The organism is Roseovarius sp. (genome assembly GCF_048262375.1).
Lineage (GTDB): Bacteria > Pseudomonadota > Alphaproteobacteria > Rhodobacterales > Rhodobacteraceae > Roseovarius.
This window is the reverse complement of sequence record NZ_JBLXFE010000006.1, coordinates 23,611-37,364: the sequence shown is the minus strand read 5'-3', so window position 1 is coordinate 37,364 and position 13,754 is coordinate 23,611. Positions and strand designations below refer to the sequence as shown.

Annotated in this window: 17 protein-coding genes; 14 read left to right on the top strand and 3 right to left on the bottom strand. The window is 60.9% G+C overall.

Features of this window, described 5'->3' with window-relative positions:
- Positions 1 to 19 precede the first annotated feature (19 nt).
- Entirely contained in the window at positions 20 to 1,144 is a 1,125-nt protein-coding gene (gene tgt / locus ACN0SW_RS08465; protein WP_417727482.1) for a tRNA guanosine(34) transglycosylase Tgt, read from the bottom strand.
- A gap of 98 nt (positions 1,145 to 1,242) precedes the next feature.
- Here tgt and ACN0SW_RS08460 point away from each other — a divergent pair, with 98 nt between their 5' ends.
- The 6 genes from ACN0SW_RS08460 (at position 1,243) to tpiA (ending at position 5,561) form a co-directional block, all read left to right on the top strand.
- The gene (locus ACN0SW_RS08460) at positions 1,243 to 2,133 is read left to right on the top strand and encodes an SPFH domain-containing protein (RefSeq protein WP_417727481.1); all 891 of its coding nucleotides are present in this window, start codon (positions 1,243 to 1,245) and stop codon (positions 2,131 to 2,133) included.
- Positions 2,133 to 2,408 (top strand): NfeD family protein, encoded by a 276-nt coding sequence (locus ACN0SW_RS08455; protein WP_417727480.1) that lies wholly within the window; start codon positions 2,133 to 2,135, stop codon positions 2,406 to 2,408. The genes ACN0SW_RS08460 and ACN0SW_RS08455 overlap by 1 nt, the downstream gene beginning before the upstream one ends.
- Positions 2,409 to 2,503: 95 nt before the next feature.
- Positions 2,504 to 3,919 (top strand): 30S ribosomal protein S6--L-glutamate ligase, encoded by a 1,416-nt coding sequence (gene rimK / locus ACN0SW_RS08450; RefSeq protein ID WP_417727479.1) that lies wholly within the window; start codon positions 2,504 to 2,506, stop codon positions 3,917 to 3,919.
- Positions 3,920 to 4,009: 90 nt separating this feature from the next.
- The gene (locus ACN0SW_RS08445) at positions 4,010 to 4,372 is read left to right on the top strand and encodes an SUF system Fe-S cluster assembly protein (protein ID WP_417727478.1); all 363 of its coding nucleotides are present in this window, start codon (positions 4,010 to 4,012) and stop codon (positions 4,370 to 4,372) included.
- 30 nt (positions 4,373 to 4,402) lie between these two features.
- Positions 4,403 to 4,753, top strand: coding sequence for a HesB/IscA family protein (locus ACN0SW_RS08440; RefSeq protein ID WP_417727477.1), 351 nt, complete (start codon positions 4,403 to 4,405; stop codon positions 4,751 to 4,753).
- A gap of 55 nt (positions 4,754 to 4,808) precedes the next feature.
- Positions 4,809 to 5,561: a triose-phosphate isomerase gene (tpiA, locus tag ACN0SW_RS08435; RefSeq protein ID WP_417727476.1), complete on the top strand. Its 753-nt coding sequence runs from the start codon at positions 4,809 to 4,811 to the stop codon at positions 5,559 to 5,561.
- Between the two features lie 75 nt (positions 5,562 to 5,636).
- Here the strand turns inward: tpiA and ACN0SW_RS08430 are convergent, their stop codons facing one another.
- Entirely contained in the window at positions 5,637 to 6,098 is a 462-nt protein-coding gene (locus ACN0SW_RS08430) for an Lrp/AsnC family transcriptional regulator (RefSeq protein WP_417727475.1), read from the bottom strand.
- Between the two features lie 145 nt (positions 6,099 to 6,243).
- Between ACN0SW_RS08430 and cysG the strand changes: the two genes are divergently transcribed.
- From cysG to ACN0SW_RS08400, 6 genes are all read left to right on the top strand, one after another.
- The gene (gene cysG, locus ACN0SW_RS08425; protein WP_417727474.1) at positions 6,244 to 7,638 is read left to right on the top strand and encodes a siroheme synthase CysG; all 1,395 of its coding nucleotides are present in this window, start codon (positions 6,244 to 6,246) and stop codon (positions 7,636 to 7,638) included.
- A gap of 1 nt (position 7,639) precedes the next feature.
- On the top strand, positions 7,640 to 7,951 hold the full coding sequence (locus ACN0SW_RS08420; RefSeq protein WP_417727473.1) for a DUF2849 domain-containing protein: 312 nt from the start codon (positions 7,640 to 7,642) through the stop codon (positions 7,949 to 7,951).
- A 27-nt stretch (positions 7,952 to 7,978) separates the two neighbouring features.
- The gene (locus tag ACN0SW_RS08415; protein WP_417727472.1) at positions 7,979 to 9,649 is read left to right on the top strand and encodes a nitrite/sulfite reductase; all 1,671 of its coding nucleotides are present in this window, start codon (positions 7,979 to 7,981) and stop codon (positions 9,647 to 9,649) included.
- Positions 9,636 to 10,370 (top strand): phosphoadenylyl-sulfate reductase, encoded by a 735-nt coding sequence (locus ACN0SW_RS08410; protein WP_417727471.1) that lies wholly within the window; start codon positions 9,636 to 9,638, stop codon positions 10,368 to 10,370. Before ACN0SW_RS08415 ends, ACN0SW_RS08410 begins: the two co-directional genes overlap by 14 nt.
- Complete coding sequence (locus ACN0SW_RS08405; RefSeq protein WP_417727470.1) at positions 10,367 to 10,774, top strand: DUF934 domain-containing protein; 408 nt, start codon at positions 10,367 to 10,369, stop codon at positions 10,772 to 10,774. The genes ACN0SW_RS08410 and ACN0SW_RS08405 overlap by 4 nt, the downstream gene beginning before the upstream one ends.
- 71 nt (positions 10,775 to 10,845) lie before the next feature.
- Positions 10,846 to 11,697 (top strand): ferredoxin--NADP reductase, encoded by an 852-nt coding sequence (locus ACN0SW_RS08400; protein WP_417727469.1) that lies wholly within the window; start codon positions 10,846 to 10,848, stop codon positions 11,695 to 11,697.
- A 78-nt stretch (positions 11,698 to 11,775) separates the two neighbouring features.
- On the opposite strand, the gene ACN0SW_RS08395 is transcribed toward ACN0SW_RS08400, so the two are convergent.
- Entirely contained in the window at positions 11,776 to 12,462 is a 687-nt protein-coding gene (locus tag ACN0SW_RS08395; RefSeq protein ID WP_417727468.1) for a translation initiation factor 3, read from the bottom strand.
- A 212-nt stretch (positions 12,463 to 12,674) separates the two neighbouring features.
- Between ACN0SW_RS08395 and infC the strand changes: the two genes are divergently transcribed.
- Together infC and ACN0SW_RS08385 are read left to right on the top strand one after the other, a co-directional pair.
- Positions 12,675 to 13,220, top strand: coding sequence for a translation initiation factor IF-3 (gene infC, locus ACN0SW_RS08390; RefSeq protein WP_417727684.1), 546 nt, complete (start codon positions 12,675 to 12,677; stop codon positions 13,218 to 13,220).
- A gap of 119 nt (positions 13,221 to 13,339) precedes the next feature.
- On the top strand, positions 13,340 to 13,657 hold the full coding sequence (locus ACN0SW_RS08385; protein ID WP_417727467.1) for a hypothetical protein: 318 nt from the start codon (positions 13,340 to 13,342) through the stop codon (positions 13,655 to 13,657).
- Positions 13,658 to 13,754 lie beyond the last annotated feature (97 nt).

Here is a 13,754-nt window from a genome sequence, read left to right as displayed (position 1 = left end):
TTTGTTTAGACCGAAACGCTCAGAGCGGCGCGATATCGCCCCCGGCACGCCCGGCGTGGAAGTCCGCCTCCCACGCCGCGAACCGTCCCTCCGCGATGGCCGTGCGCATACCTGCCATTATATCCTGAAAATAATGCAGGTTGTGCCAGGTCAGCAGCATCGAGCTGATGATTTCCTGAGAGCGAAACACATGATGCAGATAGGCCCTGCTGTAATTCCGGCAGGCCGGACAGGTGCAGGCCTCATCCAGCGGTCTCGGGTCGTCCTGATGCCGTGCATTCTTGATATTGACCACGCCGTGACGGGTAAACACCTGTCCCGTGCGCCCTGACCGGCTGGGCAGCACGCAATCCATCATGTCGATGCCGCGTTTAACTGCCCCCACAATATCATCCGGCTTGCCCACGCCCATCAGATAGCGCGGACGATCCTCAGGCAGGAACCCCGGCGCATAATCCAGCACGCCAAACATCGCCTCCTGCCCCTCGCCCACTGCGAGACCGCCCACGGCATAGCCGTCAAAGCCGATGGCCTTCAGCGCGGCGGCGCTCTCCTCGCGCAATTCGGGCGTCACCCCACCCTGCATGATGCCAAAGAGCGCGTGACCGGGCCGGTCGCCAAAGGCGTCCTTCGAGCGCGCGGCCCACCGCATGCTCAGCCGCATACTCTCGGCCACGGCCTTGTCCGTCGCCGGAAGGGCGGGACATTCATCAAAACACATTACGATGTCAGACCCCAGAAGGCGCTGAATTTCCATCGACCGCTCTGGTGTCAGCTCATGCTTGGACCCATCGATATGGCTCTTGAAGGTCACACCCTGCTCGGTGAGCTTGCGCAACCCGGCAAGGCTCATCACCTGAAACCCGCCCGAATCTGTCAAAATCGGCCGATCCCAGTTCATGAATTTATGCAGCCCGCCCAGCCGGTCGATCCGCTCGGCACCAGGCCGCAACATCAGGTGATAGGTGTTGCCCAACAGGATATCCGCCCCCGTGGCGCGCACATTTTCGGGCATCATCGCCTTGACCGTCGCCGCCGTTCCCACCGGCATGAACGCGGGCGTGCGAATTTCACCGCGCGGCGTGGAAATCACCCCAACCCGCGCCGCACCGTCCTGCGCCAGCTTCTCGAACCCGAACCGCATGCCTGCCACCTCTATCGCTTTTCACCTTTTGCCCCCCTTTAAAGCGGTTTACCCTGCCTTGTAAAACACCGTCTTGGCCGCCATTTGTGAGAGTTCCCATGACCGAAGAAATCATCCTTGAACTGATTTCCACCAATCTAGTCTGGCTCCTGATCGCGCTTCTGGGGATCATCGTGATTTTTCGCGGGGTCAAGATCGTCCCGCAATCCGAACAATTCGTGGTCGAACGCTTTGGCAAACTGCACAAGGTGCTGGGCCCCGGCATCAACCTGATCGTACCCTTTCTTGACGTGGTACGGCACAAGATTTCGATCCTTGAACGCCAGTTGCCTAACGCCAGTCAGGACGCAATCACCCGCGACAACGTGCTGGTGCAGGTCGAAACCTCAGTGTTCTACCGTATCCTTTACCCCGAAAAGACCGTCTACCGCATCCGCGAGGTGGACGGTGCGATTGCCACCACCGTGGCTGGCATCGTGCGCGCCGAGATCGGCAAGATGGATCTGGACGAGGTGCAATCCAACCGCTCTCAGCTCATCACCACGATCAAGTCTCTGGTCGAAGATGCGGTCGATGACTGGGGTATCGAAGTGACCCGCGCCGAAATCCTCGATGTCAATCTCGATCAGGCGACCCGCGCCGCCATGCTGCAACAACTCAACGCCGAACGCGCCCGCCGCGCTCAGGTGACAGAGGCCGAGGGGCATAAACGCGCCGTGGAACTTCAGGCCGACGCCGAGCTTTACGCTGCCGAACAGGGTGCCAAGGCCCGCCGCATCGAGGCCGACGCCGAGGCCTACGCCACAGGTGTTGTGGCCTCTGCCATCGCCGCCAACGGGCTGGAGGCCGCGCAATATCAGGTCGCGTTGAAACAGGTTGAGGCGCTGAACGCGCTTGGCAACAGTCCCTCCTCCAATACAATCCTCGTGCCCGCGCAGGCGCTGGAAGCGTTCGGCAATGCCTTCAACATGCTCAAGGGGCGCGGCTGATGGAAACGGTGTTCTGGCAACTTTGGTGGGTCTGGCTCGCAGCAGCACTCGGACTTTCCATCCTCGAAATTCTCGTGCCCGGTTTTATTTTCCTTGGCTTCGCCGTTGGCGCGGCCCTTATGGCGCTTTTGGTTCTGCTGCCGCTCGGTCTGGGCTTGGCCGCCCTTCTCGCGATATTCGCGATCCTTTCGCTACTTGCATGGGTGATCCTGCGCCGGGTCTTCCGCGCCCCCGATGACCAGAGCCGCATCATCCGCGAGGACATCAACAAGTAACGCACCCGTCCGGTTCCTTGCATCCTCACGGCCATCCCAAGTAGAGAGACCGCACATGAGCCCGACCCGCGACTCAACCAACAGGATCCGCCCCGATGACCGACACCCCCGACGCCCCCCAGCCCCTGCAATTCGGCTGGGAGGAATGGGTGAGCCTGCCCGATCTCGGCGTGCCCGCGATCAAGGCCAAGGTCGACACCGGCGCGCGCACCAGTGCCCTGCATGCCTTTGACATTGAAACCTTCGGGCCCTCTGCACGCCCCAAGGTGCGTTTTACCGTCCACCCAATTCCGGGACGTGACGACCTTATCATCCCCTGCTCTGCCCCGATCATCGACCGGCGCGATGTCACCTCCTCGAATGGCGAGCGGGAATTGCGCTATGTCATCGCCTCCAAACTCTCGGTCAATGGCGACACATGGCCGATCGAGATCACGCTGACCAACCGCTCCAGCATGACCTCGCGCATGCTGTTGGGGCGGCAGGCGCTCAAGGATCATATCTCGATCGTCGCCACCGACCGCTTCCTGCAACCCGAACTCAACTATGATGTCTATCACACCGCGCGCGTTCGCACCGCCCAGCCAAATCGCGCCCTGCGCATCGCCGTGTTGTCGCGCGAAGACAACTATTCCACCCGCCGCATCGTCGAGGAAGGCGAGGCGCGCGGCCACACCGTCGAGGTGATCGACACCACCCGTTGTTACATGGCCATCAATGCGCTCGCCCCAGAGGTGCATTACGACGGTAAACGCCTGCCCCGCTATGACGCAGTCATTCCGCGCATCGGCGCATCCGTCACCGCATACGGCGCAGCAGTGATCCGCCAGTTCGAAACCATCGGCACCTTCTGCGTCAATCCCTCCGCCGGCATCATCGCCAGCCGTGACAAGCTCTATGCCCATCAACTGATGGCGCGCGCACAGGTCGGCATGCCCAACACCGCCTTTGCCGCCTCCCCCAAGGACACCGCAAACCTGATGGGCCTCGTCGGCACCGCGCCGTTGATCGTGAAACTGCTGGAATCCACCCAAGGCAAAGGCGTCGTGCTGGCGGAAACCAAGAAGGCCGCAGAATCGGTAATTGATGCCTTTCGCGGACTAAAAGCCAATTTTCTCGTGCAGGATTTCGTGCGAGAGGCGGCGGGCGAGGATATCCGCTGCCTCGTGATCGGCGGCAAGGTGGTGGCGTCAATGAAGCGCACCGGCGCCGAAGGTGATTTCCGCTCCAACCTGCATCGCGGCGGCACCGCCAAGACTATCCGCATCACCAAGGCCGAACGGGATACCGCCATCCGCGCCGCGCGCGTGTTTGATCTCAACATGGCGGGTGTGGACCTCTTGCGCTCTGACACCGGCCCCAAGGTGCTCGAGGTCAACTCCTCGCCCGGATTTGAAGGCATTGAGGGCTCAACCGGCAAGAACATCACCGGTGCGCTCTATGACATGATCGAAACCCGTGTGCGCCCGGTGCCGGTGCCGCGCCGCAAATCCGCAAGCAAAGCGGGTTGAGACGCATCGCCCCTGTCTTTTGGCTCCCCTCTGGACGCGGGCTCAGATAAATCCTATATGTTTGGTCAGGATAACCGCCAGGATACGATGATGATGAACAGCTCAGAGCCGCTCGAAGGGGCTCCATTGATCGCCCCCTCCAGCACGGATCACCCGCTCTACGATCAGGTCGTCGAGGCTTGTCGTACCGTTTATGATCCCGAAATTCCCGTCAACATCTACGATCTTGGCCTGATCTATACGATTGATATTGACGCCGAAAACACGGTGGCAATCACCATGACCCTGACCGCCCCCGGCTGCCCCGTTGCGGGCGAGATGCCCGGCTGGGTGGCCGAGGCGATCGAGCCGCTGGCTGGCATCAAGCAGGTTGATGTCAATCTCGTCTGGGAACCGCCGTGGGGCATGGACATGATGAGCGATGAAGCCAAACTTGAACTTGGCTTTATGTGAACAAATCCAAATGACTGGAAGGCTAAATTGATGTTTGGCATACCCGGAAAGCAAGCTGTCACCATGACCCCTGCAGCAGCGGCGCAGATCACCCGCCTGATGCAACGCGACGGCCATCAGGGCCTGCGGATTGGCGTCAAGAAAGGGGGCTGCGCCGGTATGGAATACACGATGGACTATGTGACCGAGATCGACCCCCATGACGAGCAGGTCGAACAGGATGGCGCACGTGTGATGATCGCGCCAATGGCGCAGATGTTCCTCTTTGGCACCGAGATTGACTACAAGACGTCCCTGCTTGAATCGGGTTTTGTGTTCAACAATCCCAATGTGACCGAAGCCTGCGGCTGCGGCGAGTCGATCAAGTTTGCAGATATGTAAGCTTTGCCTTACAAGACTCTGATGAATAACAAAAAATAACGGAGATGTGCAGAGCATGAAACGCAAGCTCGCGGCAGGCAACTGGAAAATGAACGGCACCAATGCCAACCTGATCGAGCTTCAGACTCTTCTAGCCGCGCATCCTGATCCGCAGGTTGATATCCTCATCTGTCCCCCGGCCACGCTGATTGTGCCCGCCACACGCCTCAGTGCCGACAGCCCGCTGATGATCGGCGCTCAGGATTGCCACAGCGCCTCATCCGGGGCCCATACCGGTGATATTTCCGCCCCGATGCTGGCCGATGCAGGGGCCGCCGCCGTCATCTTGGGTCATTCTGAACGCCGTCAGGATCACGGCGAATCCAGCACAACCGTCGCGGCCAAGGCCGCCGCCGCCCATGCCGCCAATCTTACAGCAGTCATTTGCCTTGGCGAATCTCTGACAGAACGCGAGGCGGCTCAAACCCTTGATGTGATCGCGGATCAGCTCCGCCACTCATTGCCAGAGAGTGTCACCGCGGCCAACACAGTCATTGCTTATGAACCAATCTGGGCTATCGGCACCGGCCTCACCCCCAGCACCGCCCAGATCGCCGAGGTGCATGATTTCATCCGCGCGCGCCTGTGCGACTGCATCGGCCCCGAGGCGGCCCAAGCGGTCCGTCTGCTCTACGGCGGCTCTGTAAAACCCGCCAACGCCGCCGAGATCTTTGCCATCCCCAATGTCGACGGCGCACTTGTCGGTGGCGCGAGCCTGACCGCGCGCGACTTCTCTCCGATCATTACGGCGCTCGAAAACGCCCGTTAACCTGCTGTTATTCTTAGCAGAGCACTCCGGAACTGTCCGCCGCAGGCGGACAGGAGCGCCGCGCCCCATCCCCGCTCAGAGCGGGAGCATCGTGGTCGACTTGATCTCTTCCATAGACAAGAGCGCGGTGACATTATGCACCTTCACCTCTGAAATCAGCGCCTGATAGAACACGTCATAGGCCCGCGCATTGGCGACCCGCACCTTGAGGATATAGTCAATATCCCCCGCCAATCGGTGCGCTTCCTGCACCTCGGGCCGCTCATTCAGCGCTTTCAGAAACTGCGCCTGCCATCCCGCATCATGCTCTGACGTACGGATCAATACAAAGAAACATGCCTCAAATCCAAGCGCTTCGGGGTCAAGCAGGTAGGTCTGCTGCCGGATCACCCCCGCCTCTCGCATCTTGCGAATCCGGTTCCAGACAGGGGTCTTGGAACTGCCCACATTCTTGGCAATATCGTCCAGCGACTGCCCCCCATCCTCTTGCAACTGAATGAGGATTTTCCGATCAAGATCATCAAGGCGAACAGCCATTCTCAATTTTTCCCTTTGTCGAAACGTTCCATCCAAGCCCGAACCGAAATGGAACATATGTCCTTATCTTCGCCAGCATATAGCGTTTAACCGGGAATATTTCCTATATTAGCAAAGAAGTCAAACCGTTCCCGGGGCGCGCCAGATGAAGCACTTTCCGATTTTCCTCGCCGTAGAGGGCCGCCGCATCGTCCTGTCGGGCGGTGGCGAGGCGGCCTTGGCCAAGCTGCGGCTTCTGCGCAAGACAGAGGCGCATCTCACCGTCTTTGCCCGGCACCCCGCGCCCGAGATCGAACAATGGGCCGCTGAGGGTAATTTGCGCCTTGTCCGCCGCGCATTTCAGCCCGGCGATGCGCTCTGTGCCGTACTTTTTTATGCCGCAGATGAAGATACGGTCGAGGATGCCCGCACCTCAGCCCTTGCGCGCGCCGATGGTGCACTGGTGAATATCGTCGATAATCTGATGGATAGTCAGTTCATCACCCCCGCCATTGTCGACCGTGATCCGGTCACCGTCGCCATCGGCACCGAGGGTGCCGCACCGGTTCTGGCCCGCGCCATCAAGGCCGATCTTGAGGCACGCCTGCCCGCCACCCTCGGCCCCCTTGCCCGGATCGGTAAGGCTTTTCGCAAGGCGGCCGATGTGCTGCCCATGGGCCGCCGCCGCCGCGATTTCTGGGCCGATTACTATTTCAACACCGGTCCCCGCGCGATGGATCAGGGCGGCGAGGATCACGTCAAGACTGCCCTGCAGGCCAGCCTTGAAAAACATCAGAATGAACACCCGCGCGAAGGTCATGTGGCCTTTGTCGGCGCCGGTCCCGGTGACCCCGAGCTTTTGACCCTCAAGGCGCGCAAGGCGCTTGATACCGCCGATGTGGTGATCCACGATCGACTGGTCACACCCGAAATTCTCGAGCTTGCCCGCCGCGAGGCGATCCTGATCGACGCCGGCAAAGAAGGCTTTGGGGCCTCCATGTCGCAGGAGGCCATCAACGCGCTTATCGTCGAACATGCCGCCGCCGGCGCGCAGGTCGTGCGCCTCAAGGGCGGTGATCCTACTGTTTTTGGCCGCCTTGACGAGGAAATCGAGGCGGTTACCGCCTCCGGTATCTCTTGGCATGTGGTCCCTGGTATCACCGCCGCTTCGGCTTCGGTCGCCAGCATCGGCCAAAGCCTCACCAAACGCGGCCGCAACGCCTCTGTGCGGTTCCTGACCGGCCATGACATGAAGGGCTTTGCCGATCATGACTGGCACGCGCTGGCCCGTCCCGGCGAGGTAGCGGCAATTTACATGGGCAAGAAATCCGCCCGCTTCATTCAGGGTCGCCTGATCATGCACGGTGCCGACCGCGCAACCCCCGTGACTGTGATCGAGAATGTCAGCCGTCCCGATCAACGCGTCCTCGCCACCACCCTCGACCGCCTGCCCGCCGATCTGACCGAGGCCGATCTCACCGGCCCCGCCCTCACCTTCCTTGGTCTCAGCCCGCGTGCGGCAGAGGCGCAATTAGATCATTCAAAACAGGAGCTTGCCTGACATGGCCCGCGAATTCACCCCCAAGGTCGTCACCGCGAATGCCCTGATCGAGGGCGATGTGGTCTACCTCACCACCGCCGACACATGGGCGCGCGATCTGGCAGAGGCAGAGGTGTTGACCGACGAGGCCGATGCCGATCTGCGTCTGCTCCAGGCGCAGGCCCGCGTGGGCGAGATTGTCGGTGCCTATCTGGCCGAGGTCAATCCCGGCCCGAATGGTCCTGAACCCACCCATTTCCGCGAGGATTTTCGCCGCAAGGGCCCCTCGAACCTCTTTCACGGCAAACAGGCCGATAGCCTGAATCACGCCTGACCCACGCGACACGCGCAGGAGACAAAAATGTACCAATACAATGACTTCGATGCCGCTTTTGTCGCGGAACGCAACCGCCAGTTCCGCGCTCAGGTGGACCGCCGCATCACCGGTAACCTGACCGAAGACGAGTTCAGGCCGCTGCGCCTGATGAATGGGCTCTACCTGCAACTGCACGCCTATATGCTGCGCGTGGCCATCCCCTACGGCTCGCTCGACGCCGCAAAACTGCGCCAGCTTGCCTATCTCGCGGAACGTTGGGACAAGGGCTATGGCCATTTCACCACCCGCACCAATATTCAATACAACTGGCCGCAACTCAGCGATGTCCCCGACATGCTCGATGCTCTGGCAGAGGTGGGGATGCACGCGATTCAGACCTCCGGTAACACCATCCGCAACGTGACCTCAGACCATTTCGCAGGTGCCGCCGCGGATGAGATCGAAGACCCGCGCCCGGTGGCCGAACTGGTCCGGCAATGGTCCACCGACCATCCCGAATTTCAGTTCCTGCCGCGTAAATTCAAGATCGCAGTGATCGCCTCCGACACCGACCGCGCGGTGATGAAGAGCCACGACATCGGTCTCAAGATCATTGAGCGCGACGGCGCGCGGGGCTTTGAGGTTTGGGTGGGTGGCGGCATGGGCCGCACGCCGATGGTGGCCAAACGCTTGCGCGATTTCCTGCCGCGCGCCGACCTTCTGCCCTATCTGGAATCGGTGCTGGCCACCTACAACCGCATCGGGCGGCGGGATAACAAATACAAGGCGCGGATCAAGATCACCGTGCATGAAAACGGCCTCGATGAAATCCGCAATCTGGTCGAGGCGGAATTCCCGCACCGCCGCGCCGCCTTCACCGGCGTCGATCAGGACTGGCTTGCGCAGATCAACGCGGCCTTTGTCACGCCCACCCTGCCCGAGCGCGACGCCGCCGCCTATTATACCGCCCGCGACACCAATCCGGTATTCCGCGCGTGGTCTGATACCAACGTGACAGCGCACAAACACGCCGATCACGGCATTGTCACCATCAGCCTCAAGGCGCATGGGGCCACACCCGGCGACGCCTCCGCCGATCAGATGCGACTCGTGGCCGATCTGGCAGAGCGTTATGGCCACAATGACATCCGAGCCAGCCACGCGCAGAACCTCGTGCTGCCGCATGTGGCCTTGGCCGATATTCCCGCCGTGCATGCCGCGCTGAAAACCGCAGGGCTGGCCACTGGCAACATCGGCCTTGCCTCGGATATCATCGCCTGCCCCGGCATGGATTACTGCGCGCTGGCGACCGCCCGCTCGATCCCCGTGGCCCAAGGCATTGCCACCCGCCTCGAAGAACTCAAGATCGAGCATGAGGTGGGCCATCTCCAGATCAAGATCTCGGGCTGCATCAACGCCTGCGGCCATCACCATGTCGGCCATATCGGCATTCTCGGTCTCGACCGGGCGGGGGTAGAAAACTACCAGATCACTCTTGGCGGCGATCCGTCCGAGACCACGGTGATCGGCACCCGCACCGGACCGGGCTTTGCCTATGACGAGATTGTGCCGGCGGTGGAGCGTCTGATCTTTGCCTATCTTGATCTGCGCGAGGGTCCCGATGAAACCTTCCTCGAGACCTACAACCGCTTTGGCATGGCTCCTTTCAAATCCGCGCTCTACGATCAAGAGGCCCGCGCCCATGCCGCAGAGTGACCTGACCGCACGGGTTCACGCGCTCAATGACCGATACCGCCATCACTCGGCGGTATCGGTGCTGGAGCATGCGTTGCGCGACCCGCAAGCGGGGCAACTGGCGCTCGTGTCCAGCTTTGGCGCGGAATCTGTGGTGCTCTTGCACATGGTCTCTGTCACCCGCCGCGCGACGCCGGTGATCTTCATCGACACGGCCATGCTCTTTGCCGAAACGCTGGTCTACCAACAGGAACTGGCAGAGCGCCTCAATCTGCGTGACCTGCGGATCATCCGCGCAGCCCCCTCTGCCGTGGCCACCACCGACCCGCACGGCACGCTGAATCAACGCGATACGGACGCCTGCTGCGCCCTGCGCAAGACGGAACCGCTGCAACGTGCGCTCGATGGCTTTGACGGCTGGATTACCGGGCGCAAACGCTATCAATCGGGCACCCGCGCCACGCTCGACTTTTTCGAAGTCGAGGACGGCACCGGTCGGATCAAGGTCAATCCGCTGGCGCATTGGGCGCCCGAGGATATCCGCACCTATATGGACGAAAACCGCCTGCCCCGGCATCCGCTGGTGGCGCGCGGCTATCCCTCCATCGGCTGTATGCCCTGCACCACGCCCGTCAAACCGGGCGAAGACCCACGATCGGGCCGTTGGCGCGATCAGGATAAAACCGAATGTGGCATCCATTTTGTCAATGGCAAGATGGTGCGAAGAGGAGTTTCCGCATGACTGTCATCGTCACCGACCGGGGCTTTGGCTCCGACGATTGGACCGCCCCCATCACCCCCATTTCCGAGGCCGACACAAGTGCCACGGCACTCGATCTGCCCAATGACACCCACCCCGCAACGCTGGCCGGGCGGCTGGATGGCCTGACCATGATCCGCGTGGATTTCCCCTCCGCCGCAGACGGGCGCGGCTTTTCCATCGCACGGCAATTGCGCCTGATGGGTTACCGGGGCCGCTTGCGTGCCCGCGGTCACGTGATTGCCGACCAATACGCCATGGCGCGGCGCGCTGGCTTTGACGAGGTGGAAATTTCCGACGCACTTGCCGCGCGTCAACCCGAAGCCGATTGGCTTTTCCGGGCCGATTGGCAGGGCCATGACTATCAGGCGCGCCTGCGCGGCTGATTATCGCCTTCACCTGACCTGAATCAAAGATTAGAAGAGGATGTCGGTTTAACTCACCGGCAGTTGACACCATGAACGAGATGACCGCCGTGCCCCAAGCGACCGCAAAAGCGCCCAAAACCCTTGCGATTCCCGATGCGCAGACTGTGACAGAGGTGAAACACTGGACCGACCGGTTGTTTTCCTTCCGGGTGACGCGGCCTGCCTCTCTGCGCTTTCGTTCCGGCGAATTCGTGATGATCGGCCTCATGCAAACCGATGAGAAAACCGGCAAGGAAAAGCCGCTCTTGCGCGCCTATTCCATCGCCTCACCCTCTTGGGATGACGAGCTGGAATTCTATTCGATCAAGGTTCAGGATGGCCCGCTGACCAGCCGCCTGCAACATATCGAGGTGGGCGACGAAATCATCCTGCGACCCAAACCTGTGGGCACACTGGTGCATGACGCCCTGTTGCCCGGTAAACGCATTTGGTTCTTTGCCACCGGCACCGGCTTTGCACCCTTTGCCTCGCTCCTGCGTGATCCGCAGACCTATAGCGATTATGACGAGGTGATCATCACCCACACCTGCCGCGAAGTAGGAGAGTTGCAATACGGCGCCAATCTGATCGAGAGCATCCGCAACGACGAAATGCTGGCTGAACTCATCGGTGAGGGTTTTGCCGACAAACTGCGCTATTACCCCACCACGACCCGTGAAGAGAGCCCCAAGATGGGCCGCATCACCGATCTGATGCGCTCGGGCGAGGCGTTCTCCGATCTCGGCGTGACCCCTTTGGCCCCCGAAACCGACCGCGCCATGGTCTGCGGCAACCTCGCCTTCAACCTTGAGATCAAGGACATGCTCGAAGGCTACGGGTTGCGCGAAGGCGCCAATTCCGACCCCAAGGAATATGTGGTGGAAAAGGCGTTTCTGGACTGAGATACGCAATCGTTAGAAATAAAAAAAACCCGCGCAGGGCCAATACCTTGCGCGGGTTTATTCATGTGATTTCAGCGCTCAATAGCCAAGCGCCGCACGCGCCGCCTCCAGCGCCGCTTTCAGCAACTCGGGATTGTCCTGCGCGGCCTTGATGCCTTCCAGCAGAACCGTCTTTTGCAACATCCCCAGATCAGAGCCTTCAAGCAGGGTCTGAACTTGCCCCATGTCAAATCCCTCGACCGTCAATGCCTCGGGCGCAACCTCTGCCGCCGTTGCGGGCTGATCAACGGCCGCCGACACAGCGTCTGCCGCCGCTTCGGTAGCAACATCCTGCGCCGCCTCGACCGCCTCTACGGCGCTTTCCTCTGCGACTGTCGCGGCCTCGGTCGCAGTGTCTGCCGCCTCGGTTGCCGCCTCTGTCGCAGCCTCAACTGCGGTCTCGGCCGCTTCGGCGGCACTCTCCACGGCCCCGGTCGTGGCTTCGCTGGCCTCTGTCGCCGTCTCCGTCACAGCCTCGACCACATCAGACGCGGCCTCGGTCGCAGCCTCGGAAACCGCCGCAGCTGTATCGGTCGCGGTTTCGGCGGCCGCCTCGGCCGCCTCGCCAACCGAAGCCGCCGCATCCTCCAAGGCTGCCGGGGCTTCGACCTCAGTGGCGCTCTCGCTCACGCTATCGACGACCTCAGTGACCGACTTGCCGCTGAACAACAAATAGCCGCCCCCCAGAACCACGGCCGCAACCAAAATCCAAATCAGGTTTTTCATAACCGTCTCCCAAAATCTCTCGGGCCCTTGCGCTTGCCGCATCGCCCTTTGCACCTCCCTTCCAGATGTAGACACAAAAGGAAAGGCACAAGGGGGAATTGACTGGCTTTCGGCTCAGATCGGCCGATTTGCAGCTTGAAAGCGCGCTCCTCCGCGTTTAACTTGCAGCGTCGAATTCACCCTTTTGCACAAACGATCGAAGGAACAAAGCCATAGCCCGCAGACCCCACAACGCGCCTCCGACGCGCGAAACCGGCCCCCGTATCAATGACCGCATTCGCTGTGATGAAATCCGCCTGATCGGCGCAGATGGCGAAAACGTCGGGGTTGTCACCCCTCAACGTGCGCTCGAAATGGCCGAAGAGGCGGGGCTTGATCTGGTTGAAATCTCACCGAGCGCAGAGCCGCCGGTATGCAAGATCATGGATTTCGGCAAGTACAAATACGAACAGCAAAAACGCGAGGCCGAAGCGCGCAAAAAGCAAAAGGTGATCGAGGTTAAGGAAATCAAATTCCGACCCGGCACCGACACGCATGACTATCAGGTCAAAATGCGCAGCGTTGTGAAATTCCTCGAAGGCGGTGACAAGGTCAAGATTACCCTGCGCTTCCGCGGTCGCGAGATGGCGCATCAGGACTTGGGTCGCCAACTGCTCGAACGCATCGCCGAGGATATCAAAGAGGTCGGCCGGATCGAGAATATGCCCAAGATGGAAGGTCGCCAGATGATCATGGTGATCGGACCCGGACCGAAATAACCCGCGTCCCGTCCTGTCCAGTGTCGAAACCCCGGATCATTGGTCCGGGGTTTCGTGTTTCGCTTGCACCCATGGCCCAGTCGCGTAGGATATGGCGCCTGCACCAGACCGGAGCCGTTATGCCTGTTTACGAATACAAGGTCCTGCCCGCCCCGACACGCGGTCGCAAGGCCCCCGGTGTCAAAACCCCCGAGGCGCGGTTTGCTCTGGGCGTCGAGGATCTGCTCAATGACATGGCCCGCACGGGGTGGGAGTATTTACGCACCGATATCCTGCCCAGCGAAGAACGGCAGGGCCTCACCTCAACCCATACCGTCTATCGCTCGATCTCGGTCTTTCGCCGCGAGGTGTTGGCACCCGCCACTGTCACAACCCCCGCAGCGCCCCCCAAGACCCCGCCCATCGTCAGACCCGAAACCGACCCATCAGAGACCTGATAACGGGCCCGCGCCGCGCCAACCCACCCGCTTCGGGAAACACGAAAACACCACTGTCAAGGACTGATCCTACCTGTTCACCCCGGAATATTTTTCC

What these genes read in the sequence shown, in the direction of transcription:
- tgt (WP_417727482.1), bottom strand. Translation starts at nt 1,144, where the DNA reads ATGCGGTTCGGGTTCGAGAAGCTGGCGCAGGACGGTGCGGCGCGGGTT.
- ACN0SW_RS08460 (WP_417727481.1), top strand. Translation starts at nt 1,243, where the DNA reads ATGACCGAAGAAATCATCCTTGAACTGATTTCCACCAATCTAGTCTGG.
- ACN0SW_RS08455 (WP_417727480.1), top strand. Translation starts at nt 2,133, where the DNA reads ATGGAAACGGTGTTCTGGCAACTTTGGTGGGTCTGGCTCGCAGCAGCA.
- rimK (WP_417727479.1), top strand. Translation starts at nt 2,504, where the DNA reads ATGACCGACACCCCCGACGCCCCCCAGCCCCTGCAATTCGGCTGGGAG.
- ACN0SW_RS08445 (WP_417727478.1), top strand. Translation starts at nt 4,010, where the DNA reads ATGATGAACAGCTCAGAGCCGCTCGAAGGGGCTCCATTGATCGCCCCC.
- ACN0SW_RS08440 (WP_417727477.1), top strand. Translation starts at nt 4,403, where the DNA reads ATGTTTGGCATACCCGGAAAGCAAGCTGTCACCATGACCCCTGCAGCA.
- tpiA (WP_417727476.1), top strand. Translation starts at nt 4,809, where the DNA reads ATGAAACGCAAGCTCGCGGCAGGCAACTGGAAAATGAACGGCACCAAT.
- ACN0SW_RS08430 (WP_417727475.1), bottom strand. Translation starts at nt 6,098, where the DNA reads ATGGCTGTTCGCCTTGATGATCTTGATCGGAAAATCCTCATTCAGTTG.
- cysG (WP_417727474.1), top strand. Translation starts at nt 6,244, where the DNA reads ATGAAGCACTTTCCGATTTTCCTCGCCGTAGAGGGCCGCCGCATCGTC.
- ACN0SW_RS08420 (WP_417727473.1), top strand. Translation starts at nt 7,640, where the DNA reads ATGGCCCGCGAATTCACCCCCAAGGTCGTCACCGCGAATGCCCTGATC.
- ACN0SW_RS08415 (WP_417727472.1), top strand. Translation starts at nt 7,979, where the DNA reads ATGTACCAATACAATGACTTCGATGCCGCTTTTGTCGCGGAACGCAAC.
- ACN0SW_RS08410 (WP_417727471.1), top strand. Translation starts at nt 9,636, where the DNA reads ATGCCGCAGAGTGACCTGACCGCACGGGTTCACGCGCTCAATGACCGA.
- ACN0SW_RS08405 (WP_417727470.1), top strand. Translation starts at nt 10,367, where the DNA reads ATGACTGTCATCGTCACCGACCGGGGCTTTGGCTCCGACGATTGGACC.
- ACN0SW_RS08400 (WP_417727469.1), top strand. Translation starts at nt 10,846, where the DNA reads ATGAACGAGATGACCGCCGTGCCCCAAGCGACCGCAAAAGCGCCCAAA.
- ACN0SW_RS08395 (WP_417727468.1), bottom strand. Translation starts at nt 12,462, where the DNA reads ATGAAAAACCTGATTTGGATTTTGGTTGCGGCCGTGGTTCTGGGGGGC.
- ACN0SW_RS08385 (WP_417727467.1), top strand. Translation starts at nt 13,340, where the DNA reads ATGCCTGTTTACGAATACAAGGTCCTGCCCGCCCCGACACGCGGTCGC.